Raw genomic sequence first — 21,049 nt, forward strand, 5'->3', positions numbered from 1 at the left:
GACGCGGTGGCCGAACGATGGGTGAAGCATGATCGAGGCAGTGGGCCTGACGAAGCGCTACGGCGACAAGACAGCCGTGGACGACCTTTCCTTCCAGGTGCGGCCCGGCATGGTCACCGGCTTCCTCGGCCCCAACGGCTCCGGCAAGTCGACGACGATGCGGATGATCCTCGGTCTGGACACGCCCACCGCGGGCCACGTCACGGTCAACGGCTCGCCCTACCGCAGCCTGCCCAACGCGCCCCGTCACGTGGGCGCGCTGCTCGACGCCAAGGCCGTGCACGGCGGCCGGGACGCCTACCGCCACCTGCTGAGCATCGCCCAGCTCTCCGGCATCCCCGCCCACCGGGTGGACGACGTCCTGGAGCTGGTCGGCCTGTCGGAGGTGGCCGGCCGGCGCACCAAGGGCTTCTCGCTGGGCATGGGGCAGCGCCTGGGCATCGCCGCCGCGCTACTCGGCGACCCGCAGGTGCTGCTCTTCGACGAGCCGGTCAACGGCCTCGACCCGGAGGGCATCCTCTGGGTGCGCAACCTGATGAAGTCGCTGGCCGCCGAGGGCCGCACCGTCTTCGTCTCCTCGCACCTGATGAGCGAGATGGCGCTGACCGCCGACCACCTGGTGGTGATCGCCCGGGGCCGGCTGCTCGCCGACATGAGCGTGCGCGAGTTCATCGCCGCCAACTCGGCCGGTTTCGCCCGCGTCCGGGTGCCGGACACCGGCCCGCAGCAGCGCGAGGCGCTCACCGCGGCGCTGACCCGGGCGGGCGCGCAGGTGCTGCCCGAGCAGGACGGGGCGCTGCGGGTGACCGGGCTGCCGCTGCCGCGGATCAGCGACGTCGCCCACGAGGCGGAGGTCCGGCTGTGGGAGCTGTCCCCGCACCACGCCTCGCTGGAGGAGGCCTACATGCGGCTGACCCAGGGCATGGTCGACTACCGCTCCAGCGCCGACCCGCAGATCGGGATGCGGCCCGCGCCGGTGCCCGGCCGGTCGGACGGCTGGGACCCCGATCCCGGTCCCGGCGCCCCGTTCCAGCCCGTCCACGCCGCCGACGGCCCGACGTTCAGCAAGGACCCGCGATGACCACCGAGCGCACCCAGCAGATCCCGGGCCAGGCGCCCCGGACCCCCTCCTACGTCTCCCCCATCCCGATCCGGCAGGCCAACCTGGGCCACGCGCTCGCCTCGGAGTGGACCAAGATCCGCTCGGTGCGCTCCACGATGTGGACGCTGGGCATCTTCCTGGCGCTGGTGGTCGTGCTCGGCTGCATGGTCGCCGGGCTGATCGGCGCCGACACCTACCTCAACGCCCCGTACACCATGCCCGCCTTCTTCGGCCTGCTGCTGGGCCAGATGTGCCTGGTGTCGCTGGGCGTGCTGGTGGTGTCCTCGGAGTACGGCACGGGCATGATCCGCACCACCTTCACCGCCTCCCCGCAGCGGCACCGGGTGCTGGCCGCGAAGATCATCGTGTTCTTCCTGGTGGCGTTCGTGACCGCGGCCGTGGCCATCGCCGTGGTCGGCCTCTACACACAGCTGACGGTGGACGCGCCGAGCAATCCGGCCTGGCTGCCGACCGTCTTCAAGGGCGCGCTGTACGTGTCGCTGATGGGCGTGCTGGCGCTCGCGGTCGGCTCGATGATGCGGCACTCGGCGGGCGCCATCACCACCATGCTGGGCGTGGTGCTGGTGCCGGCCATCCTGCCGCCGTTCCTGCTCTTCAACGAGAGTCTGGTGGACGTCGCGCAGTTCGTGAGCGACTACAACGCCATCAGCGCCCTGTCGCTGATCTTCGAGGGCAGCCCGTCGACCGGTCACGGGGGCGCCCAGACCGCGCTGCTCGCCGGGCTGACGGTGGTCGCCTGCGCCGGCGCCTTCGCCGCGCAGGCCAACCGGGACGTGTAGCCCGGCGACGACGAGCACGGCGCCCCGGTCGCCCGGCCCGACGGCTCAGTGGTAGACGTCGACCACGATGCGGTTGGGCGCCGTCAGCGCGAACACCTTGTAGGACGAGTAGTCGCCCAACGCGAGCCCCATGTGGAACTCACGGACCGACGAGTCCACGTACTGGAACTGCCCCTGCCCCTTGAGGCTGGGGAAGGCGTAGGTCTGGTACAGCGGGCTGGTGTACACCGGCGTGCTGGTGGTGAAGTCGAACGTGGTGGCCCGGTGCAGGTAGAGCTTCAGGTACTCGTCGCCCTGGATGGGCATGACCGCGCCCTCGCCCATGGTCAGGTTGCCCCCGACCTGCACACCGGCCGACCACTGCGGGATCGGCCCCGCACCGAGGTCGATCACCAGCCGGTCGTGGTCGGAGTGGGTGGCGGCGCGGACGCCCAGGACGCAGGTGTCCATGCAGTTCGCCGTGGCGGAGACGGCGGCGGATCCGGCCGGAGCGGCGACGGCCTGCGGCGTGGTGAGGCACAGGGCCGATGCGGCCAGGGCCGCCGCGGACGCCAGAAGTCGTGCAGTTCGCGTGAAACGCACCAGGTTTCCCCTCGTGAGGACTCGCCGAGCTTTATGTTGCGTACATGCCAGCAGGCGACCCCCTGGCCGCCGCCGGACCAGACCGTACCGCCGGGGATCCGGCCGGCGTACCGAATAGACCCTCCCCTGGCCTGATCTCGCCGTTCACCACGGGACGAGGCCCGCCCGGCCGCCACCGGAGGCCGAACGCCCGTCGGGCGTTCGCCCGGCTTTGCGCCCGGAGGATCCTCGGACGGACGGCGCGGTAGCGGGGGCCGCCCCTCAGTACCGCGGCGCGTTACGGGACCGCCGGTTGCTCGTCGACCGGCGGTCCCTGGCGTTCCAGCAGGCCTTGTGCCAGTGGCGGCGGTCGTCGACGCCGGTGTGCGCGGGCCAGGCCACCACGTGCGGCATGCCGGAGGGGATCAGCTGGTCGCAGCCCGGGCAGCGGTAGGTCTTCCCGGCCGCGCTCGCGCCGGCGACGTGCCGCACGCTCCAGTCCTCGCCCCGCCAGCTCTCCGAGGACTGCCAGCCGCCGTAGCGCCCCGAGCCCTCGTCGTCGTCACCGGCGAAGGGGCCGCCGCGTCCGTTCCCTCCGGCGGGGCCCTTGGGTCGGTTGCGGCGCGGGGACACGGTTCACCTCACGAGGACGGGCGGGCGGGGATCGGCACAAGCCTACGCGGCCCGGCGGAGGGCTCCGGGCAGGCCGCCGGAAGGTGCGCGGCCCGACCGGACACCGGCGTCTCCCCGCCACTCGTCGCCCATGGGCGACGCATTCTGCAGACAATCCGCAGATTCCTGGGCCCGGCCGTGACCTAGGCACGTGTCAGGCGGTTATGCCGCGTGGGGGAGCTCCGGATCGGGAGCCAGGAAAGCAGGAAGTGTCCATGCACGTCGGAAGTTTTGTCGTCGCCGCCCAGTTCCCGGGCCAGGGTCACGCCGAGGCGCTGCACCGCGCGGTCCGTTCCGCGGAGGTCGCCGAGGAGGCGGGGCTCGCCCAGGTGTGGCTGGCCGAGCACCATTTCGTGCCGTACGGGGTGTGTCCCTCGGCGGTGACCCTGGCCGCGACCCTGCTCGGCCGCACCCGGCGGCTGCGGGTCGGGACGGCGGTGAGCGTGCTGCCCACCGCGCATCCGGTCGCCCTCGGCGAGCAGGCCGCGATGCTGCACATCACCTCCGGCGGGCGCTTCTCGCTGGGCGTGGGCCGGGGCGGCCCCTGGGTGGACCTGGAGGTCTTCGGCGCGGGCCTGGAAGCGTACGAGGAGGGGCTCCCCGACTCCCTCGACCTGCTGCTGCGCTGGCTGCGGGAGCCCACGGTGGCGGGTGACTCCGGCCGTTTCCGCTTCCGCGAGGTGCCCGTGGTGCCCAGGGCGTCCGAGGCGCTGGAGGGCGGCGCCGGCCCGGAGGTCGTGGTCGCGTGCACCTCCCCGTCGACGGTGCGCATGGCCGGCCGGCGCGGGCTGCCGATGCTGCTGGGGATGCACGTCGGGGACGAGGAGAAGGCCGCGATGGTGCGCGCCTGGCAGGAGCACGCGCGGGCCGCGGGGCGGCCGGAGGAGGAGATCCGCTCCGCCGCCCACGTCTCGGCCGGCGTCTGCCAGATCGCCGACCGTCCGCAGGAGGCCAGGGAGACGCTGCTCAAGGCCATGCCGGGTTGGCTGAAACAGGGCCTTGCCGCCCACGTGACGGTGGACGGCCGGGTGCGGGCGATGCGCGATCCGTACGCGTACACCGAGATGCTCTGCGGGCTGCACCCGGTGGGCACGCCCCGGTGGTGCGCCGACCGCCTCGCCGCCACGGCGGAGGTCACCGGGATCCGGCGCTTCGCGCTGCTCACGGAGGGGTCGGGCGACCTCGCGGCCACCGAGGAGAACCTGCGGCGGCTCGGCGGCGAGGTGCTGCCGCACCTGGTGTGAGGGGCCGGTCCGGCGCCCCGGCGAGGGCGTGCCTGTCCTCGCCGGAACGGCGGACCGTGCCGCACGGTGTCAGCAGTCCCGCAGGTCGGGGGACTGGTTGAGCAACTGGGCGCGCACGGACGTGAAGCGGGCCAGCCGCTCGTCGCTCCCGTCCAGCGGGAACACGGCGACGCGGTGGCAGTTCTGGAACGCGAGGCGCACACCGAAGTGGCGCTGCAGGGCCCCCCGTATCGCGTCGCTGGCGAGCGCGCGCAGGAGCTGACCCCGTGCCTGCTCGTCCGGCGGCGGCGTCTGGTTGTCGGCGAACGGTCCGCCGTCCACCTTGAGCTGGGCCACCAGGGAGCTGATCATCTCCCACGCGTAGGGCAGGGAGGTCCGGACGCAGTCGACGAAAGCCGCTTCGTCGACCTCGCCTCGCTCGGCCTGTTCGAGCAGGGCCGGTGAGACGTCGAGCGACATGAGTACTCCTCTCGCACCCCCTCGGCGAAGGGGGTTGCCGGACGGGAAGGGACGTCGCGGACCGCGGACACGCTCCGTACCCGCGTCACGACCGCCCGTTCACTACGGTAGGCACGCCGACGCGCCGCGCACCAGGAGACGGCGTACTTGACCGGATTCGCATCGTCGCGTTCCGCACACAATCAGCCAGAACCGAACACGGCGCCGTGAGGGCGAATCGCGTGGACCACCGTGGGTCGAGTAGCGTTGCCGACCATGCGTCTTGTCATCGCCCGCTGCTCCGTCGACTACGCGGGGCGCCTCACCGCTCATCTGCCGTCCGCTCCCCGCCTGATCCTGGTCAAGGCGGACGGAAGCGTCTCGATCCACGCGGACGACCGCGCCTACAAGCCGCTGAACTGGATGTCGCCGCCGTGCACCCTCAAGGAGGGCACGGGGGACGAGGCCGGCGTCTGGACGGTGATCAACAAGGGCGGCGAGAAGCTGATCATCACGATGGAGGAGATCCTCCACGACTCCTCGCACGAACTGGGCGTGGACCCGGGCCTGATCAAGGACGGTGTGGAGGCTCACCTGCAGGAGCTGCTCGCCGACCGCATCGAGACCCTGGGCGAGGGGTACACGCTGATCCGCCGCGAGTACATGACGGCGATCGGCCCGGTCGACATCCTCTGCCGGGACGCCGAGGGGCGGACGGTGGCCGTGGAGATCAAGCGGCGCGGGGAGATCGACGGCGTCGAGCAGCTGACGCGCTATCTGGAGCTGCTGAACCGCGACCCGTTGCTCGCGCCGGTGCGGGGCGTGTTCGCCGCGCAGGAGATCAAGCCGCAGGCCCGGGTGCTGGCGACGGACCGGGGCATCGCCTGCCAGGTCCTCGACTACGACGGTCTGCGCGGCATCGAGGACGACAAGCTCCGCCTGTTCTGAGCGCCGCGTTCGTCCACCGCCGCGGCCACGCCGCAGCGCCGCCCCGGCACACGCCACGAGGCCGCTCGGCCCGGACCCGCGCCGCACCGCCCGTACGGCCGAACCGCCCCCAAGGACCCTGTCCCTGGGGGCGGTTCGCGTCGCGGGCCCGGTGCCGTGCGACCGGGCGGGCCGCCGGGCCGTCAGCGTCAGCCGTCAGCCGTCAGGCCACGCTCGGGGTCACCTCGGGCTCGCCGGGCGCGGACATGGTGACGGTGGGCTCACCGGGCTGCGGGGCGCCGGCGGAGACGCTCTCGTCGGGGTCGGCCGGCGGGTCCACCGGCGGCGGCTCCTCGGTGGGCTCCTCCGTCGGCTCCTCCGTCGGATCCTCGGTCGGGTCCCCGGTGGGCCCCTCCGTCGGGTCGTCGGGCGTGGCCGGCGGCTTGCTGGTGGGCTTCTTCGTCGGCTTGGCGGTGCTGCCCCGGGTCGGCTCCTCCTCGTCCGGCTCGTCCTCGTCCGCCGTTGCGCCGGGGCCCGCGGTGGGGGTCGCCGGGTCGTCGGGCGTGCCGGGCACGCCGTCGGGACCGGGGTCGGTGGGGCGGCTGGTGGCGTCGCCCGTGTCGCCGCTGTCACTGGTGCCGGCGGCCTCGTCGGCGTCGAGCTCGTCGCCGTAGCCCTGGCTGGCGGTCGGGTTGGGTCCGGTGCCCTCGGTCGGCGGGTCCTGGTCCCCGCCGGTCGCGCCCAGCGTCACCACGGTGCCCAGTACGGCGACCAGCAGCGCGCCGGCGCCGGCCGCGACCAGGTTCCTGCGCGCGCCGCCCACCAGGCCGCGCCCCTTGGCCACGGGCTCGAGGCGGCGGGTGACGGGGGCGTCGCCGGCGAACACGGTCGAGCCGCGGCGCGCGGCGTCGTCCTTGTCCTGGAGGGCCGTCTCCTGGGGGCCGTCCCCCGGGCCGGGGCCGAACGCCTCGAACGCCGTGAGGGCGGCGAGTGCGGCGCTGCCCTGGGCCGTGGCCGGGACCGGTGCGCCCGCGCCGGGGCCGCCGGCGACGGCGTCCACGCCGGGCAGGTCGCCGGTGCGGTCGGCGACCAGGGTCAGCGCGCGGCGCCCGGCGAGCTGACCGCGCTTGTCGGAGGCGGTGGTCCGCAGCGCGACGGCCGCGTCGAGTTCGGTGCGCGCCTGGTCGTAGCGGCCCTGACAGAGTGCCAGCACGCCCAGTTCGTGGTGGAAGTAGCCCTGGTCGGCGGGCTCGCCGGCCAGTCGGGCCGCCTCGGAGCCACTGCGCAGGGTCTGCTCCCAGGCCGTCCAGGCGAGCCCGGCGGCGAAGGCGGGGGCGGCGTTGCGGGCCAGCCGCAGTACCAGTTCGTGGGCGGACGGCGGGAGCGCGGTCAGCGCCGCGAGCACCGCGTGGGCCTCGGAGCGCACCCGGTCGGCGGTGACCGACTGGTGTCCGGTCCACCAGGCGTAGTGCTCGGCGGCGGTGCGGATCCGCTCCTCGGCGCCCTCCTGGTATCCGGCGGCCGCCAGCTGGGCCAGCACTCCGGCGGCGAGCCGGTGGCGGTCGCCGGCCGCCGAGACCAGGGCGCAGCCGAGGAGTTCGGCGAGCGCTCCGTCGGCGTGGGTGTCGCCCACCAGGGCGGGCCAGTGCGCGGAGTGCGGGAGTTCGCCGCCGAGCGCCACCGCGAACCGCAGCGCGTCGCGCGCGGAGGGGGACAGTCGGGAGGCGAGCAGCGGGGCGGGCGCGGCGCCCTCGGCCAGCGAGGGCAGCGGGGCGGCCTCCTCGCGGGTGTCGAAGGGGAGTTCGGCGTCGGGGACGGGTACCGCGTCCTCGAAGACGCCCACCTCGTCGACGGCGTCGGTGGCGGCGCGCAGCCGGTCCCGCTGCCGCAGCAGCGCGCCGGCCTGGACGAACCGCAGCGGCAGGCCCTCCGACTCGAACCAGAGGTCGCCCGCCCAGGTGGTCTCCTCGTCGGTGAGGGTGCGCCCGGCGGCGTGGCCGAGCAGCTGGAGTCCGGCGGAGCGGCTGAGGCCGGTCAGGGTGACCGTCTCCATCAGCGCCTCGGCGGGGGGTTCGGGGACCTCGGGGGTCGCCGATATCAGGAAGGCGCACTCGGGGGTGGCGTCGAGCAGCCGGGCGAGGTCGGCGCCGCCGAAGGTGATGTCGTCGATGACGACCACGGCGCCCACCTCGGCGAGCAGTGCGCGCAGTTCGTCCTCGGCGGGGCGGCGGCGCGGGGCGTCGTAGGCGGCGCGGAAGAGGTCGTCGAGGAGTTCACCGGCGTCGCGGCCGAGTCCGCTGAGGCGGATCACGCCGTCGGGGGCGAGGTCGGCGCAGTCGTCGGCGACGACGTCGAGGAACCGGCTGCGGCCGGAGCCGGACGGGCCGACCAGGCGGGCGGAGCGGCCGCGGGCGAGCAGCCGCACGATCTCCTCGCGCTCCTCCTGCCGTTCGAGCAGCGGCAGCGCGGGCAGGCCGGCGCCCGCGGCGGCGCTCACGTCGGCGAGGGCCGCGGCGGCGCGGGCCGCGGCCCGGTCGGTCTCGGCGCGCTGCTCGGCGGTGATCCTCGACGGCCGCCCGGGGGTCCGCTCGGGCGGGCAGAGCTCGATCTCGCTGCCGTCGACGGGGTTGACGGTCAGCAGGAGGTCGTCGACGAAGATCTCGGTGGTGCGGCGCACCGACGGCGCGTGCTGGCCGAAGTCGGGCGTCAGCGCGTCGCGGGGCGGACGCGGGCGCGACGGACGGCCGCTCCCCCCGTGGCCGCGCTCCTGTGGCCGCCGGCTGTTCGGGTCCATGGTCCTAAGCCCCCAAAGCGTCGTGTGCCGAGCCCCTCCCGGCCGTGCCGCACACCGCGCGCTCGCCTCTGGTCCGGGCCGCCGTAGGGAATGTCTGATGTCGGGTCGGTGGGCGACCGAACCTTAAACCTCGGCCAGTATTGCCGAACAGCCGGGGTGCGGCGCCGTCCGCGACGTCACAGTCTGATGTGGATTCGCGGTGGGCGACAGACCGCCGCGCCACGGGTGGGGCCCGCGAGCGGTCCGGCGGTGCGAGGGGCTGCCGGGCCGTCAGACCCGCGGCAGGCTGTCGGCGGCGAGGCCGCCCTCGATGGCGAGGATGCGGTGCAGCCGGGTGGCGACCAGCAGCCGCTGCATCTGCGCCGGCACGCCGCGCAGCACCAGACGGCGTCCGGCCCGGCCGGCCCGCCGGTGCACGCCCATGATCACGCCCAGTCCCGTCGCGTCCCAGGAGTGGAGCTCCGAGAGGTCCAGGACCAGGTCGCCCACGCCGTCGTCGACGGCGGAGTGCAGGACCGTACGGGCGTCCGCCGCGCTGCGGACGTCGAGGCGGCCCCCGACGACCAGCTCGGCGTGGTCGCCCCTGATGAACATAAGTGCTCCCCGGGAATGCGTCTTGTACCACCGTGTGCATACGGTGATGCCACTTCTGACGCCTTGTTGGGGACAGAAGTTGCCGTCTGTAAGCGAACCGATACCGAAATCACCCTCGCGAGTGAAGCGGAGGGTGATCTCGGCACCGGTGTACGGGCCGGGCCCGTGATCGTCACGCGATCAGTGCTTGTAGAAGCCCTGCCCGCTCTTGCGGCCGATGTCACCGGCGTCCACCATTCGGCGCATCAGCTCCGGCGGGGCGAACTTCTCGTCCTGCGACTCGGTGTAGATGTTGCCGGTGGCGTGCAGCAGGATGTCGACGCCGGTGAGGTCGGCGGTGGCCAGCGGGCCCATCGCGTGACCGAAGCCCAGCTTGCAGGCGATGTCGATGTCCTCGGCGCTGGCGACGCCCGACTCGTAGAGCTTGGCGGCCTCGACGACCAGCGCCGAGATCAGCCGGGTGGTGACGAAGCCCGCCACGTCGCGGTTGACCACGATGCAGGTCTTGCCCACCGACTCGGCGAACTCCCGCGTGCGGGCGAGGGTCTCGTCGCTGGTCTTGTAGCCGCGGACCAGCTCGCACAGCTGCATCATCGGCACCGGCGAGAAGAAGTGCGCGCCCACCACCCGCTCGGGGCGCTCCGTCACCGCGGCGATCTTGGTGATCGGGATGGCGGAGGTGTTGGAGGCGAGCACCGCGTCCTCACGGACGATCTTGTCCAGCGCCCGGAAGATCTCGTGCTTGATTTCGATCTTCTCGAAGACCGCCTCGACCACGATGTCCGCGTCGGCGACGGCGTCCAGGTCGGTGGTGGGCGTGATCCGGGCCAGCGCGGCCTCGGCGTCGGCGGCGTCGAGCTTGCCCTTGCTCACGAACTTGTCGTACGAGGCCTTGATGCCGTCCAGACCCCGCTCCAGCGCCTGGTCGGTGACGTCGCGCAGGACGACGTCCCAACCCGCCTGCGCGGAGACCTGGGCAATGCCGGAACCCATGAGGCCGGCCCCGATGACGGCGAGCTTTCCTGCCACTGCCACTCCCTGTTCTCGTGTCTTCGGATCGGACATTAGCGCCCGACGGGACACTCGTGACCGCTAAGTAATGCGCGTCACGTCACCTTTGACGGACATCACACCCGTGGCGTTGCCGGGCCCCGCGTTGCCTAGGCTGTGCGCATGGTCAATCTGACGCGCATCTACACCCGTACCGGGGACAAGGGCACCACCAACCTCGGCGACATGAGCCGGGTCCCCAAGACGGACCTCCGCATCTCCGCCTACGCCGACGCCAACGAGGCCAACGCCGTCATCGGCACGGCCATCGCCCTGGGCGGGCTGGAGGAGGACGTCGTCGCGGTCCTCACCCGCGTCCAGAACGACCTCTTCGACGTGGGCGCCGACCTGTCGACTCCGGTCGTGGAGAACCCCGAGTACCCGCCGCTGCGGGTCGAGCAGTTCTACGTCGACCGGCTGGAGGAGGACTGCGACCGCTTCAACGACCGCCTGGAGAAGCTCCGTTCGTTCATCCTCCCCGGCGGCACGCCCGGCGCGGCGCTGCTCCACCAGGCGTGCACGGTGGTGCGCCGGGCCGAGCGGCAGACCTGGGCGGCGATGGAGGCGCACGGGGAGACGATGAACCCGCTGACCGCCACGTACCTGAACCGGCTATCGGACCTGCTGTTCATCCTGGCGCGGGTCGCGAACCTGTCCACCGGTGACGTGCTGTGGGTCCCCGGCGGGGAGCGCTGACGTCTCGGGCGCGCCCTTGGGGCGCTTGGGGAAGAGGGTGTAGCTGAGGGCGATCAGTCCGTGGATGAGGACCGCCCGCAGCGCCACTTCCTGGAAGGACCGCAGCGAGGACGCGTCGCCGCTGTCGCCGACGTACCGGATGCCGCCCTGGAGCAGGGCGGCGGCCACGGCGGCGGCGAGCACCGTGCGCAGCCAGAGCCGGCCCTCGTGCGCGGCGCGCGCCATGCCGTACCGCGGGGGCCCCGGCGGGCGCGGGGCGCCGGCCAGGCGGTGCGCGGCGTGGCCGTCGAGCCAGGTGATCGTGTAGTGCCCGTAGGCGACGGTGAAGCCGACGTAGAGGGCGGCCAGGCCGTGCTGCCAGTCGGGTTCGGCCCCGCCGCGCAGGTCGACGACGGTCACCACGAACAGGACCACCTCCAGCAGTGGTTCGCACAGCAGCAGGGCGGTGCTCAGCCTTCGCCGGCGCAGCAGGTACCGCACGGCCAGCCCTGCGGCGAGCAGCACCCAGAAGCCGACCTCGCAGGCGATGATCAGGGCCAGGATCACGTCGGTCCCTCCGTTCCGTCCTCCCCTCCACCCTCTCCCCCGCCCCCGTGGGGCCGCATCGACCGCGGCGACGAGATCGGCCTGCATCCTTCGTCGCAGTCGCACCTCGCGGTGGGTGTGCGCCGGTCCGATGTGCCGGGCGGCGCAGGCGTGTTGGATGGGGCCATGACCCCCGACGGCTCCGCGCGGCGCCCGCGCCCGTTCGACGTCGCGACGGCCCTCGCCGGCCTGGCGCTGGGCCTGCTGCTGTGGGCGGTCGGCCTCGAGACGTACCCGGCCCGTCAGACGCCGTCCTGGTGGGTGCTGGTCCCGCTGGCGGTGATGTCGGCGCTGGAACCGCTGCGCCGGGTCCGTCCGCGCGCGGCCCTGGCGGCCGGCACGGTGGCCCTGGTGGCCGACCAGTTCACCACCGGCAGTCTGGTGACGCTGCTGCTCTTCACCGACCTGCTGTACGCGGCGGCCGTCTACGGCAGCGCCCGGCTGGCCCGCCGCCTGCCGGTGGTCACCGGGGGCCTCACCCTGGCGGCGATCGCCTGGGGCGTCCTCACCTGGCGGGACGCCTACTCGCTGATGCTCGGCCTGGGGGTGGGCCTGGCCGTGTTCGGCCCGGCCGCCACCGGTGCCCTGGTGCGCCACCACCGGGACGCGGCGCGGGCCGCACGGCGGGAGGCGGAGCAGACCGCCCGCCTGGCGGAGCTGGACCGCGCCCAGGCGGTCAACGCGGAACGCACGCGGATGGCACGGGAGTTGCACGACGTGATCGCCGGCCACCTGTCGGCCGTGGCGGTGCACTCGACGGCGGCGCTGTCACTGGACGACGCGGACACCTCCCGCGAGGCGCTGGGCGTGATCCGGGAGAACAGCGTGGCCGCGCTGACCGAGATGCGCCGCATGATCGGCCTGCTGCGGGCCGGGGGCGAGGACCTGGAGCCGTCGGCGGCGCCCACCCTGGAGGGCGTCGCGCCGCTGGCCGAGGGGGTGCGGGCGGCGGGCTTCCCGGTGACGGTGCGGCTGCGGCTGCGCCCCGGGGCGGGTGACGACGCGCAGGAGGGCGGGGCGCGGCTGCCGTCGCCGGTGGAGCTGGCCGCCTACCGGATCGTGCAGGAGTCGCTGACCAACGTCCTCAAGCACGCCGGGCCCGGTCCGGTCACTGTCGCCGTGGAGCGGGACGGCGGCGCCCTGCGCGTGGCGGTCACCAGCGCCCTCACCGCGCCCGGCGGCCGGCCTGCCCGGGTTCCGGGGGCGGGGGCCGGGCTGACCGGGATGCGGGAACGGGCGCTGCTGGTGGGCGGCACGTTCGAGGCCGGGCCCCAGGGCGGCGGATGGGTGGTGCGGGCGGTTCTGCCGGTACCGGACGGGGAAGGGTGACGTCATGATCCGGGTGGTGGTCGCCGAGGACCAGTCGGCCGTGCGGGCCGGACTGGTGCTGATCCTGCGCAGCGCGCCGGACGTCGAGGTGGTCGGCGAGGCCGCGGACGGGGAGCGGGCGGTGGAGCTGGCCCGCGAGCTGCGGCCGGACGTCGTGCTGACCGACGTGCGGATGCCGCTGCTCGACGGCGTGGGCGTCACCCGGCGGATCACCGCGGAGCGCCTCGCCGACGTGCTGGTGCTGACCACCTTCGACCTCGACGAGTACGTCTTCGGCACCCTGCGCGCGGGCGCGGCCGGTTTCCTGCTGAAGAGCGCGGAGGCGGCCGAACTGCTGGAGGCGGTGCGGACGGTGGCGCGCGGCGAGGGACTGATCGCCCCGGCCGTCACCCGGCGGCTCATCGCGGCCTTCGCCGCCCAGGGGGAGGGCCGGCCGCCGCGTGTCACGGACCCCCGGGCGGAGGCGGTGCAGTCCCTGACGCCCCGTGAGCGGGAGGTGCTCCACTGCCTCGGCGAGGGGCTGTCCAACGCCGAGATCGCCGCACGCCTGGAGATGGCGGAGGCCACGGTGAAGTCGCACGTCAGCCGCCTGCTCGCCAAGCTGGAACTGCGCAGCCGACTCCAAGCGGCGGTCCTCGCCCAGGAGTTGGGTCTGCGCTGAGGCGGGGACGCCCTGGTCGGGGGCCGGGGTTTACTCAAGAAGGCTGCATTGGTCCAGACCTATTGACCGGTGGTCCAGACCTTTCTAGTCTGACCGCACCGCTCGGCGTCATGGCCTCGTCAAGTGGCTCGGAGCCGTAGCACCCCCCTCACCCTCACCCCGAGGAGGCGCAGATGCGCTTCAGACAGCGCGTGACGGCGGCAGTCGCCACGCTCGTCCTTCCCCTCGCCGGACTCGTCGGGCTGGCCACGCCCGCCCAGGCGGCCACCTCGGCCACCGCCACCTACGCCAAGACGCAGGACTGGGGCTCCGGCTTCGAAGGCAAGTGGACGGTCAAGAACACCGGCACCACCGCTCTCTCCTCCTGGACCGTCGAGTGGGACTTCCCCACCGGCACCAAGGTGACCTCCGCCTGGGACGCCACCGTCACCAACTCCGGCAACCACTGGACCGCCAAGAACCTGGGCTGGAACGGCTCCCTCGCCCCGGGCGCCTCCATATCCTTCGGCTTCAACGGCTCCGGCACCGGCTCCCCGACCGGCTGTACGCTCAACGGCGGCTCCTGCGACGGCGGGCCCTCGGTGCCCGGCGACAGCGCCCCGTCCGCCCCGGGCAAGCCGACCGCCTCCGACATCACCGACACCTCGGTCAAGCTGGCCTGGACCGCGGCCACCGACGACAAGGGCATCAAGAACTACGACGTCCTGCGCGGCGGCGTGAAGGTGGCCACGGTCACCAGCACCTCGTACACCGACTCCGGCCTGACCGCCGGCACGGACTACTCCTACGCCGTCCTGGCCCGTGACACCGCCGACCAGACCGGTCCGGTCAGCGGTTCCACCGCGGTGCGCACCACCGGCGGCTCCACCACGCCCACCGACCCGCCGCCCGGCGACAAGGTCAAGCTCGGCTACTTCACCGAGTGGGGCATCTACGGCCGCAACTACCACGTCAAGAACCTGGTGACCTCCGGCTCGGCCTCGAAGATCACGCACATCAACTACTCGTTCGGCAACGTCAAGAACGGGCAGTGCGTCCTCGACGACTCCTTCGCCGCCACCGACAAGGCCTACACCGCGGACCAGTCGGTCGACGGCGTCGCCGACACCTGGGACCAGCCGCTGCGCGGCAACTTCAACCAGCTGCGCAAGCTGAAGGCGAAGTACCCGCACATCAAGGTCCTCTACTCCTTCGGCGGCTGGACCTACTCCGGCGGCTTCGCCCAGGCCGCGCAGAACCCGGCGGCGTTCGCCAAGTCCTGCAAGTCCGTCGTGGAGGACCCGCGCTGGGCCGACGTCTTCGACGGCATCGACATCGACTGGGAGTACCCGAACGCCTGCGGCCTGACCTGCGACACCTCCGGCCCGGCCGCGTTCAAGAACCTGGTCTCCGCGCTGCGCACCGAGTTCGGCCAAAACTACCTGGTCACCGCGGCGATCACCGCCGACGGCTCCAGCGGCGGCAAGATCGACGCGGCCGACTACGGCGGCGCCGCGCAGTACCTCAACTGGTACAACGTGATGACGTACGACTACTTCGGCGCCTGGGCCAACACCGGTCCGACCGCCCCGCACTCCCCGCTCACCTCGTACTCCGGCATCCCGACCGCGGGCTTCAACTCCGCCGACGCGATCGCGAAGCTGAAGGCGAAGGGCGTGCCGTCCGCGAAGCTGCTGCTCGGCATCGGCTTCTACGGCCGCGGCTGGACCGGCGTCACCCAGTCCGCCCCCGGCGGCACGGCGACCGGCGCGGCGCCCGGCACGTACGAGGCGGGCATCGAGGACTACAAGGTCCTCAAGAACTCCTGCCCGGTCACCGGCACCATCGCCGGCACCGCCTACGCGCACTGCGGCACGCAGTGGTGGTCCTACGACACCCCGTCGACCATCGCCGGCAAGATGTCCTGGGCCAAGTCCCAGGGCCTGGGCGGCGCGTTCTTCTGGGAGTTCAGCGGTGACACCGCGAACGGCGAGCTGGTGAGCGCCATCTCCAGCAACCTGTAGTACCGCGTCACAGCACCACGAAGCGGGGGCGGCCCACCGGCCGCCCCCGCTTCCGCGTTCCCCGCCACCGCGCCCCACGGCTCACGCCCCCACGCAACACACGTGGCCGTCCCCACGGCGGCGCGCTCCCCCACGGTTCACGCCGGTCGCGCGGGCCGTGTGTGCGGCGCCGTCGGCCTGTGCACGGTGGGGCGAGCCACTCGCCGCGGGGGCTGGGCTGCGCCCGCCCTCCCCCAAGCTCTCGGCCCCGCTCGAGCAGGGGACCCCCATCGCCCCCTGGGCGGCGCAGCCGCCCGCAGGGAGGTGCGGCAGGTTGCCCGCAGGGGGAGCCGACGGCGGAGGCACAGCAAAGCGGGGGGCGGCCGCCCTGGCCGCCCCCCGCTCCGTACGCCTCGCGCCTACGCGACGTTCACCCTCTGTCCCGGCGGCGCCGCCTCCAGCCACGCGAGGAAACCCGTCAACGCGTCCTCCGTCATCGCCAGCTCCAGCCGCGTGCCCCGGTGGACGCAGACCAGCACCACCGCGTTCAGCAGCAGCGCCAGCTCCTCCTCGCCCTCCGGCAGCCGCCGGCCGACCACCTCGATGGCGGACCGCTCCAGCATCCTGCGCGGCCGCGGCGAGTACGAGAAGACCCGGTACCAGGCGATGCTGTCACCGCTGTACCGGGCCACCCCGTACGCCCAGCCCTTGCCGTCCCCCTCGCCGCCCTCGGACGGCGCGGGGGCCTCCCAGCGCAGGCTGCAGTCGAAGGTGCCCCCCGACCGCTGGATCAGCCGGCGCCGCATCCCGAAGGCGAACAGACCCACCGCCGCGAGCACGACCAGCGTCCCGATCACAGTCAGAGCGAGGACCATCGGCACCGACCTCCTCGTCTCCTAGAACTGGGAACCTGTCAACTGGCAAAGATGAAAACCGGTAACGCGACAACCGTCTCCGGATTCACCTCAGCCGCGGCCGGTTCCGGAGTGTTCCGGAACCGGCCGCGGCTGAGTCACGCGCGTGCGCAGCGCGCGCCGGGCGCGCCGGGGTCAGCGAGCCGACACCGCCCGCAGGCGGACGTCGGCACGACGCTCGGCGGAGGCGTCGGCGTCCGACTTCGCGCGCTCCAGCGCCCGCTCCGCGCGCTGGACGTCGATCTCGTCCGACAGCTCGGCGATCTCGGCCAGCAGCGACAGCTTGTTGTCCGCGAAGGAGATGAAACCGCCGTGGACCGCTGCCACGACCGTCTCACCACCGCTCGTACGGATGGTCACGGGGCCCGACTCCAGCACACCGAGCAGCGGCTGGTGACCGGGCATGACGCCGATGTCGCCGGAGGTGGTGCGCGCCACGACCAGGGTGGCCTCGCCGGACCAGACCTGGCGGTCGGCAGCGACCAGCTCGACGTGCAGCTCAGCAGCCAAGGGTGGCTCCTCGGGTCACCACCCGGCGGTATGCCGGGTGTTGGGTCAAAGTCTAGACCCGTCCGAAGACGGGGGTCCCGGGAACGTCGTCCCGGGGGGAAGCGGGGAGGGAGCGGAGGGCCCGCCCGAAGACGGGCCCTCCTCACCTCAACCGGCTCTCAGAACCCGGGGGTTCAGGAGACGCCCAGCTCCTTGGCGTTGGCCTTGAGGTCCTCCAGGCCACCGCACATGAAGAACGCCTGCTCCGGGAAGTGGTCGAACTCACCGTCGCAGATCGCGTTGAACGCGGCGATCGACTCGTCCAGCGGCACGTCCGAACCGTCCACGCCGGTGAACTGCTTGGCGACGTGGGTGTTCTGGGACAGGAAGCGCTCCACGCGACGGGCACGGTGGACGACGAGCTTGTCCTCCTCGCCGAGCTCGTCGATACCGAGGATCGCGATGATGTCCTGGAGGTCCTTGTACTTCTGCAGGATCCCCTTGACGCGCATGGCCGTGTTGTAGTGGTCCGCCGCGATGTAGCGGGGGTCCAGGATCCGGGACGTGGAGTCCAGCGGGTCCACGGCCGGGTAGATGCCCTTCTCGGAGATCGGACGGGAGAGAACCGTCGTCGCGTCGAGGTGGGCGAAGGTGGTGGCCGGGGCCGGGTCGGTCAGGTCGTCCGCGGGGACGTAGATCGCCTGCATCGAGGTGATCGAGTGACCGCGGGTCGAGGTGATGCGCTCCTGGAGGAGACCCATCTCGTCGGCCAGGTTCGGCTGGTAGCCCACCGCGGAGGGCATACGGCCGAGCAGGGTCGACACCTCGGAACCGGCCTGGGTGAAGCGGAAGATGTTGTCGATGAAGAACAGCACGTCCTGCTTCTGCACATCGCGGAAGTACTCCGCCATGGTCAGACCGGCCAGGGCCACGCGCAGACGGGTGCCCGGCGGCTCGTCCATCTGACCGAAGACCAGCGCGGTCTTGTCGATGACGCCGGAGTCCGACATCTCCTCGATCAGGTCGTTGCCCTCACGGGTGCGCTCGCCGACACCGGCGAACACGGAGACACCGTCGTGGTTGTTGGCGACGCGGTAGATCATCTCCTGGATGAGCACCGTCTTGCCGACGCCGGCGCCGCCGAACAGACCGATCTTGCCGCCCTTGACGTACGGGGTCAGCAGGTCGATGACCTTGACGCCGGTCTCGAACATCTCGGTCTTCGACTCGAGCTCGTCGAAGTTCGGCGCCTGGCGGTGGATGGACCAGCGCTCACCGGCGTAGGACTCGTCGGAGTTCAGCACCTCACCGAGGGTGTTGAACACCTTGCCCTTGGTGAAGTCGCCGACCGGGACGGTGATGCCCGTGCCCGTGTCGGTCACCGCGGCCTGGCGGACCAGACCGTCGGTGGGCTGCATGGAGATGGCGCGGACCAGGCCGTCGCCCAGGTGCTGGGCGACCTCGAGGGTCAGCGTCTTCTTCGCGCCGGCGTTGGCCGGGTCGGCCACCTCGACGTGAAGGGCGTTGTAGATCTCCGGCATCGCGTCGACGGGGAACTCCACGTCGACGACCGGGCCGATGACCCGCGCGACGCGGCCGGAGGCCACGCCCGCGCCAGCGGTCGGCTCAACAGTGGTGGTCATTAGTTGTCACTCCCCGCGGTCGCGTCGGCCAGGGCGCCTGCGCCACCGACGATCTCGCTGATTTCCTGGGTGATTTCGGCCTGGCGGGCCGCGTTGGCAAGCCGGGAGAGCGTCTCGATGAGCTCTCCGGCGTTGTCGGTGGCCGACTTCATCGCGCGCCGCGTGGCGGCGTGCTTCGAAGCGGCCGACTGCAGCAGCGCGTTGTAGATACGGCTCTCGACGTACCGCGGCAGCAGCGCGTCGAGGACGTCCTCCGCGGACGGCTCGAAGTCGTACAGCGGAAGGATCTCGCCCTTGGAGGGGAGCTCCTCCGCCACCTCCTCGAGCTTGAGCGGAAGCAGCTGCGCCTGGATGGCGGTCTGCGTCATCATCGAGACGAACTCGGTGTAGACGATGTGGAGCTCGTCCACACCACCCTCCGCCGTCTCCGTCTCGATCGCCTCGATCAGAGGCGCCGCGACCAGCTTGGCGTCCGCGTACGTCGGCTCGTCGGTGAAGCCCGTCCACTGTCCCGAGACCTTGCGCTCCCGGAAGTTGTAGTGGGCCAGACCACGCCGGCCGACGATGTACGTGTCGACCTGCTTGCCCTCGGACTCGAGCCTCTCCGTGAGCTGCTCCGCCGCCTTGATGGCGTTGGAGTTGAACGCGCCGGCCAGACCGCGGTCGCTCGACAGGAGCAGGACCGCGGCACGGGTCGGGTTGTCCACCTCCGTGGTCAGCGGGTGGCGCGTGTTCGAGCCGGTGCCCACCGCCGTGACCGCGCGGGTGAGCTCGGTCGCGTACGGCGTGGAGGCCGCCACCTTGCGCTGCGCCTTGACGACACGCGAGGCGGCGATCATCTCCATCGCCTTGGTGATCTTCTTGGTCGCGGTGACGGATCGGATGCGACGCTTGTAGACCCGGAGCTGAGCTCCCATGAGTCAGGTCCCTTCCTTACGTCACTTGGAGACGGAAACCGGAGCGTCCTCGCCGAGCAGCTTGCCGTCCGACGTCGTGAACGTCTTCTTGAACGCGGCGATGGCGTCGGCGACGGCCGTCAGGGTGTCGTCCGACATCTTGCCGCCCTCGCGGATCGACAGGAGCAGACCCGACTCGTTCTGACGCAGGTACGCCAGCAGCTCCGACTCGAAGCGGCGGATGTCCTGGACCGGAACGTCGTCCATCTTGCCGGTGGTGCCGGCCCAGACGGAGACGACCTGGTCCTCGGTGGCCATCGGCTGGTACTGAGCCTGCTTGAGCAGCTCGACCATGCGCTGACCGCGCTCCAGCTGCGCCTTCGACGCGGCGTCCAGGTCGGAACCGAAGGCGGCGAACGCCTCCAGCTCGCGGAACTGGGCCAGGTCGACACGCAGACGGCCGGAGACCTGCTTCATCGCCTTGTGCTGCGCGGAACCACCGACTCGGGAGACGGAGATACCGACGTTCAGCGCGGGGCGCTGACCGGCGTTGAAGAGGTCCGACTCCAGGAAGCACTGGCCGTCGGTGATGGAGATGACGTTGGTCGGGATGAACGCCGAGACGTCGTTGGCCTTGGTCTCGACGATCGGCAGACCCGTCATCGAACCGGCGCCCATGTCGTCGGAGAGCTTGGCGCAGCGCTCCAGCAGACGCGAGTGCAGGTAGAAGACGTCACCCGGGTAGGCCTCGCGGCCCGGCGGACGACGCAGCAGCAGCGACACGGCGCGGTAGGCGTCGGCCTGCTTCGACAGGTCGTCGAAGATGATCAGGACGTGCTTGCCCTGGTACATCCAGTGCTGACCGATGGCCGATCCGGTGTACGGCGCCAGGTACTTGAAGCCGGCCGGGTCGGACGCCGGGGCGGCGACGATGGTCGTGTACTCCAGAGCGCCGTTCTCCTCCAGCGCGCGGCGGACCGACGCGATGGTGGAGCCCTTCTGGCCGATGGCGACGTAGATGCAGCGGACCTGCTTCGACGGGTCGCCCGTCTTCCAGTTGGCCTTCTGGTTGATGATGGTGTCGACGGCCAGGGCGGTCTTGCCGGTCTGGCGGTCACCGATGATCAGCTGACGCTGACCACGGCCGACGGGGGTCATCGCGTCGACGGCCTTGTAGCCGGTCTCCATCGGCTCGTGCACCGACTTGCGCTGCATGACCGTGGGGGCCTGCAGCTCGAGGGCGCGGCGTCCCTCGGTCGCGATCTCGCCGAGGCCGTCGATGGGGTTGCCGAGGGGGTCGACCACGCGGCCGAGGTAGCCCTCGCCCACGGCGACCGACAGGACCTCTCCGGTGCGGTGCACCGGCTGGCCCTCCTCGATGCCGCTGAACTCGCCGAGGACGATGGCACCGATCTCGCGCTCCTCGAGGTTGAGGGCGAGGCCGAGGGTGCCGTCCTCGAACTTCAGCAGTTCGTTGGCCATGGCCGAGGGAAGACCCTCGACCTTCGCGATGCCGTCGCCGGCAAGGGTGACCGTACCGACCTCCTCGCGCGAGGCCGCGTCCGGCTTGTACGACTGGACAAAGTTCTCCAGCGCGTCCCGGATCTCCTCCGGCCGGATCGTGAGCTCCGCCATCTGGGTTCCCTGCTCTCCTTGTTGGGCCCGAAGTTTC

The 21,049-nt window shown here is 72.1% G+C and carries 20 protein-coding genes; 8 read left to right on the plus strand and 12 right to left on the minus strand.

Annotated features, from left to right (window positions below):
• Positions 1–28 precede the first annotated feature (28 nt).
• Together Sfr03f_RS14660 and Sfr03f_RS14665 are read left to right on the plus strand one after the other, a co-directional pair.
• On the plus strand, positions 29–1,081 hold the full coding sequence (locus Sfr03f_RS14660; RefSeq protein ID WP_108954340.1) for an ABC transporter ATP-binding protein: 1,053 nt from the start codon (positions 29–31) through the stop codon (positions 1,079–1,081).
• The gene (locus Sfr03f_RS14665; protein ID WP_108954341.1) at positions 1,078–1,902 is read left to right on the plus strand and encodes an ABC transporter permease; all 825 of its coding nucleotides are present in this window, start codon (positions 1,078–1,080) and stop codon (positions 1,900–1,902) included. Before Sfr03f_RS14660 ends, Sfr03f_RS14665 begins: the two co-directional genes overlap by 4 nt.
• 45 nt (positions 1,903–1,947) lie before the next feature.
• On the opposite strand, the gene Sfr03f_RS14670 is transcribed toward Sfr03f_RS14665, so the two are convergent.
• Together Sfr03f_RS14670 and Sfr03f_RS14675 are read right to left on the minus strand one after the other, a co-directional pair.
• Positions 1,948–2,484, minus strand: coding sequence for an AMIN-like domain-containing (lipo)protein (locus Sfr03f_RS14670; protein ID WP_108954342.1), 537 nt, complete (start codon positions 2,482–2,484; stop codon positions 1,948–1,950).
• Between the two features lie 261 nt (positions 2,485–2,745).
• The gene (locus tag Sfr03f_RS14675; protein WP_108954343.1) at positions 2,746–3,096 is read right to left on the minus strand and encodes an Rv1322 family protein; all 351 of its coding nucleotides are present in this window, start codon (positions 3,094–3,096) and stop codon (positions 2,746–2,748) included.
• A gap of 254 nt (positions 3,097–3,350) precedes the next feature.
• Here Sfr03f_RS14675 and Sfr03f_RS14680 point away from each other — a divergent pair, with 254 nt between their 5' ends.
• Positions 3,351–4,379: an LLM class flavin-dependent oxidoreductase gene (locus Sfr03f_RS14680; RefSeq protein WP_108954985.1), complete on the plus strand. Its 1,029-nt coding sequence runs from the start codon at positions 3,351–3,353 to the stop codon at positions 4,377–4,379.
• 69 nt (positions 4,380–4,448) lie between these two features.
• Here the strand turns inward: Sfr03f_RS14680 and Sfr03f_RS14685 are convergent, their stop codons facing one another.
• On the minus strand, positions 4,449–4,838 hold the full coding sequence (locus tag Sfr03f_RS14685; protein WP_108954344.1) for an SCO5389 family protein: 390 nt from the start codon (positions 4,836–4,838) through the stop codon (positions 4,449–4,451).
• 255 nt (positions 4,839–5,093) lie between these two features.
• Here Sfr03f_RS14685 and nucS point away from each other — a divergent pair, with 255 nt between their 5' ends.
• A complete protein-coding gene (gene nucS / locus Sfr03f_RS14690; RefSeq protein WP_170145087.1) occupies positions 5,094–5,765 on the plus strand; it encodes an endonuclease NucS in 672 nt (223 codons plus the stop codon).
• 202 nt (positions 5,766–5,967) lie between these two features.
• On the opposite strand, the gene Sfr03f_RS14695 is transcribed toward nucS, so the two are convergent.
• From Sfr03f_RS14695 to Sfr03f_RS14705, 3 genes are all read right to left on the minus strand, one after another.
• Positions 5,968–8,538, minus strand: a complete 2,571-nt coding sequence (locus tag Sfr03f_RS14695) for an AAA family ATPase (RefSeq protein ID WP_108954346.1) — start codon at positions 8,536–8,538, stop codon at positions 5,968–5,970.
• 270 nt (positions 8,539–8,808) lie between these two features.
• Entirely contained in the window at positions 8,809–9,132 is a 324-nt protein-coding gene (locus tag Sfr03f_RS14700; protein ID WP_108954347.1) for an STAS domain-containing protein, read from the minus strand.
• Between the two features lie 180 nt (positions 9,133–9,312).
• Complete coding sequence (locus Sfr03f_RS14705; RefSeq protein WP_108954348.1) at positions 9,313–10,161, minus strand: 3-hydroxyacyl-CoA dehydrogenase family protein; 849 nt, start codon at positions 10,159–10,161, stop codon at positions 9,313–9,315.
• A 144-nt stretch (positions 10,162–10,305) separates the two neighbouring features.
• On the opposite strand from Sfr03f_RS14705, the gene Sfr03f_RS14710 reads away from it, so the two are divergent.
• Entirely contained in the window at positions 10,306–10,878 is a 573-nt protein-coding gene (locus tag Sfr03f_RS14710; protein WP_108954349.1) for a cob(I)yrinic acid a,c-diamide adenosyltransferase, read from the plus strand.
• On the opposite strand, the gene Sfr03f_RS14715 is transcribed toward Sfr03f_RS14710, so the two are convergent.
• On the minus strand, positions 10,795–11,424 hold the full coding sequence (locus Sfr03f_RS14715) for a hypothetical protein (protein WP_108954350.1): 630 nt from the start codon (positions 11,422–11,424) through the stop codon (positions 10,795–10,797). The two genes, Sfr03f_RS14710 and Sfr03f_RS14715, sit on opposite strands and share 84 nt — an antisense overlap.
• A gap of 165 nt (positions 11,425–11,589) precedes the next feature.
• Here Sfr03f_RS14715 and Sfr03f_RS14720 point away from each other — a divergent pair, with 165 nt between their 5' ends.
• From Sfr03f_RS14720 to Sfr03f_RS14730, 3 genes are all read left to right on the plus strand, one after another.
• Positions 11,590–12,792 carry a sensor histidine kinase gene (locus Sfr03f_RS14720; protein WP_108954351.1) on the plus strand — a complete coding sequence of 401 codons (1,203 nt, stop codon included), beginning with the start codon at positions 11,590–11,592 and terminating at the stop codon, positions 12,790–12,792.
• A 4-nt stretch (positions 12,793–12,796) separates the two neighbouring features.
• Positions 12,797–13,453, plus strand: coding sequence for a response regulator (locus Sfr03f_RS14725; protein ID WP_108954352.1), 657 nt, complete (start codon positions 12,797–12,799; stop codon positions 13,451–13,453).
• A 173-nt stretch (positions 13,454–13,626) separates the two neighbouring features.
• Complete coding sequence (locus Sfr03f_RS14730; protein WP_108954353.1) at positions 13,627–15,456, plus strand: glycoside hydrolase family 18 chitinase; 1,830 nt, start codon at positions 13,627–13,629, stop codon at positions 15,454–15,456.
• Between the two features lie 398 nt (positions 15,457–15,854).
• On the opposite strand, the gene Sfr03f_RS14735 is transcribed toward Sfr03f_RS14730, so the two are convergent.
• The 5 genes from Sfr03f_RS14735 to atpA form a co-directional block, all read right to left on the minus strand.
• Entirely contained in the window at positions 15,855–16,310 is a 456-nt protein-coding gene (locus Sfr03f_RS14735) for a DUF2550 domain-containing protein (RefSeq protein WP_108954354.1), read from the minus strand.
• A gap of 174 nt (positions 16,311–16,484) precedes the next feature.
• On the minus strand, positions 16,485–16,859 hold the full coding sequence (locus Sfr03f_RS14740; RefSeq protein ID WP_108954355.1) for a F0F1 ATP synthase subunit epsilon: 375 nt from the start codon (positions 16,857–16,859) through the stop codon (positions 16,485–16,487).
• 173 nt (positions 16,860–17,032) lie between these two features.
• The gene (atpD, locus tag Sfr03f_RS14745) at positions 17,033–18,481 is read right to left on the minus strand and encodes a F0F1 ATP synthase subunit beta (protein WP_108954356.1); all 1,449 of its coding nucleotides are present in this window, start codon (positions 18,479–18,481) and stop codon (positions 17,033–17,035) included.
• Positions 18,481–19,398: a F0F1 ATP synthase subunit gamma gene (locus Sfr03f_RS14750; protein WP_108954357.1), complete on the minus strand. Its 918-nt coding sequence runs from the start codon at positions 19,396–19,398 to the stop codon at positions 18,481–18,483. Before Sfr03f_RS14750 ends, atpD begins: the two co-directional genes overlap by 1 nt.
• A gap of 21 nt (positions 19,399–19,419) precedes the next feature.
• Positions 19,420–21,012: a F0F1 ATP synthase subunit alpha gene (gene atpA / locus Sfr03f_RS14755; RefSeq protein WP_108954358.1), complete on the minus strand. Its 1,593-nt coding sequence runs from the start codon at positions 21,010–21,012 to the stop codon at positions 19,420–19,422.
• Positions 21,013–21,049: the final 37 nt, after the last annotated feature.

The sequence above is a fragment of the Streptomyces fragilis genome, from assembly GCF_003112515.1.
In the GTDB taxonomy this organism is placed as follows: domain Bacteria; phylum Actinomycetota; class Actinomycetes; order Streptomycetales; family Streptomycetaceae; genus Streptomyces; species Streptomyces fragilis.

Coding starts and splice junctions, on each gene's coding strand:
- Sfr03f_RS14725 (WP_108954352.1), top strand. CDS start 12,797: ATGATCCGGGTGGTGGTCGCCGAGGACCAGTCGGCCGTGCGGGCCGGA.
- Sfr03f_RS14695 (WP_108954346.1), bottom strand. CDS start 8,538: ATGGACCCGAACAGCCGGCGGCCACAGGAGCGCGGCCACGGGGGGAGC.
- Sfr03f_RS14735 (WP_108954354.1), bottom strand. CDS start 16,310: ATGGTCCTCGCTCTGACTGTGATCGGGACGCTGGTCGTGCTCGCGGCG.
- atpA (WP_108954358.1), bottom strand. CDS start 21,012: ATGGCGGAGCTCACGATCCGGCCGGAGGAGATCCGGGACGCGCTGGAG.
- Sfr03f_RS14730 (WP_108954353.1), top strand. CDS start 13,627: ATGCGCTTCAGACAGCGCGTGACGGCGGCAGTCGCCACGCTCGTCCTT.
- Sfr03f_RS14720 (WP_108954351.1), top strand. CDS start 11,590: ATGACCCCCGACGGCTCCGCGCGGCGCCCGCGCCCGTTCGACGTCGCG.
- Sfr03f_RS14660 (WP_108954340.1), top strand. CDS start 29: ATGATCGAGGCAGTGGGCCTGACGAAGCGCTACGGCGACAAGACAGCC.
- Sfr03f_RS14750 (WP_108954357.1), bottom strand. CDS start 19,398: ATGGGAGCTCAGCTCCGGGTCTACAAGCGTCGCATCCGATCCGTCACC.
- Sfr03f_RS14665 (WP_108954341.1), top strand. CDS start 1,078: ATGACCACCGAGCGCACCCAGCAGATCCCGGGCCAGGCGCCCCGGACC.
- atpD (WP_108954356.1), bottom strand. CDS start 18,481: ATGACCACCACTGTTGAGCCGACCGCTGGCGCGGGCGTGGCCTCCGGC.
- Sfr03f_RS14680 (WP_108954985.1), top strand. CDS start 3,351: ATGCACGTCGGAAGTTTTGTCGTCGCCGCCCAGTTCCCGGGCCAGGGT.
- Sfr03f_RS14685 (WP_108954344.1), bottom strand. CDS start 4,838: ATGTCGCTCGACGTCTCACCGGCCCTGCTCGAACAGGCCGAGCGAGGC.
- Sfr03f_RS14700 (WP_108954347.1), bottom strand. CDS start 9,132: ATGTTCATCAGGGGCGACCACGCCGAGCTGGTCGTCGGGGGCCGCCTC.
- Sfr03f_RS14710 (WP_108954349.1), top strand. CDS start 10,306: ATGGTCAATCTGACGCGCATCTACACCCGTACCGGGGACAAGGGCACC.
- nucS (WP_170145087.1), top strand. CDS start 5,094: ATGCGTCTTGTCATCGCCCGCTGCTCCGTCGACTACGCGGGGCGCCTC.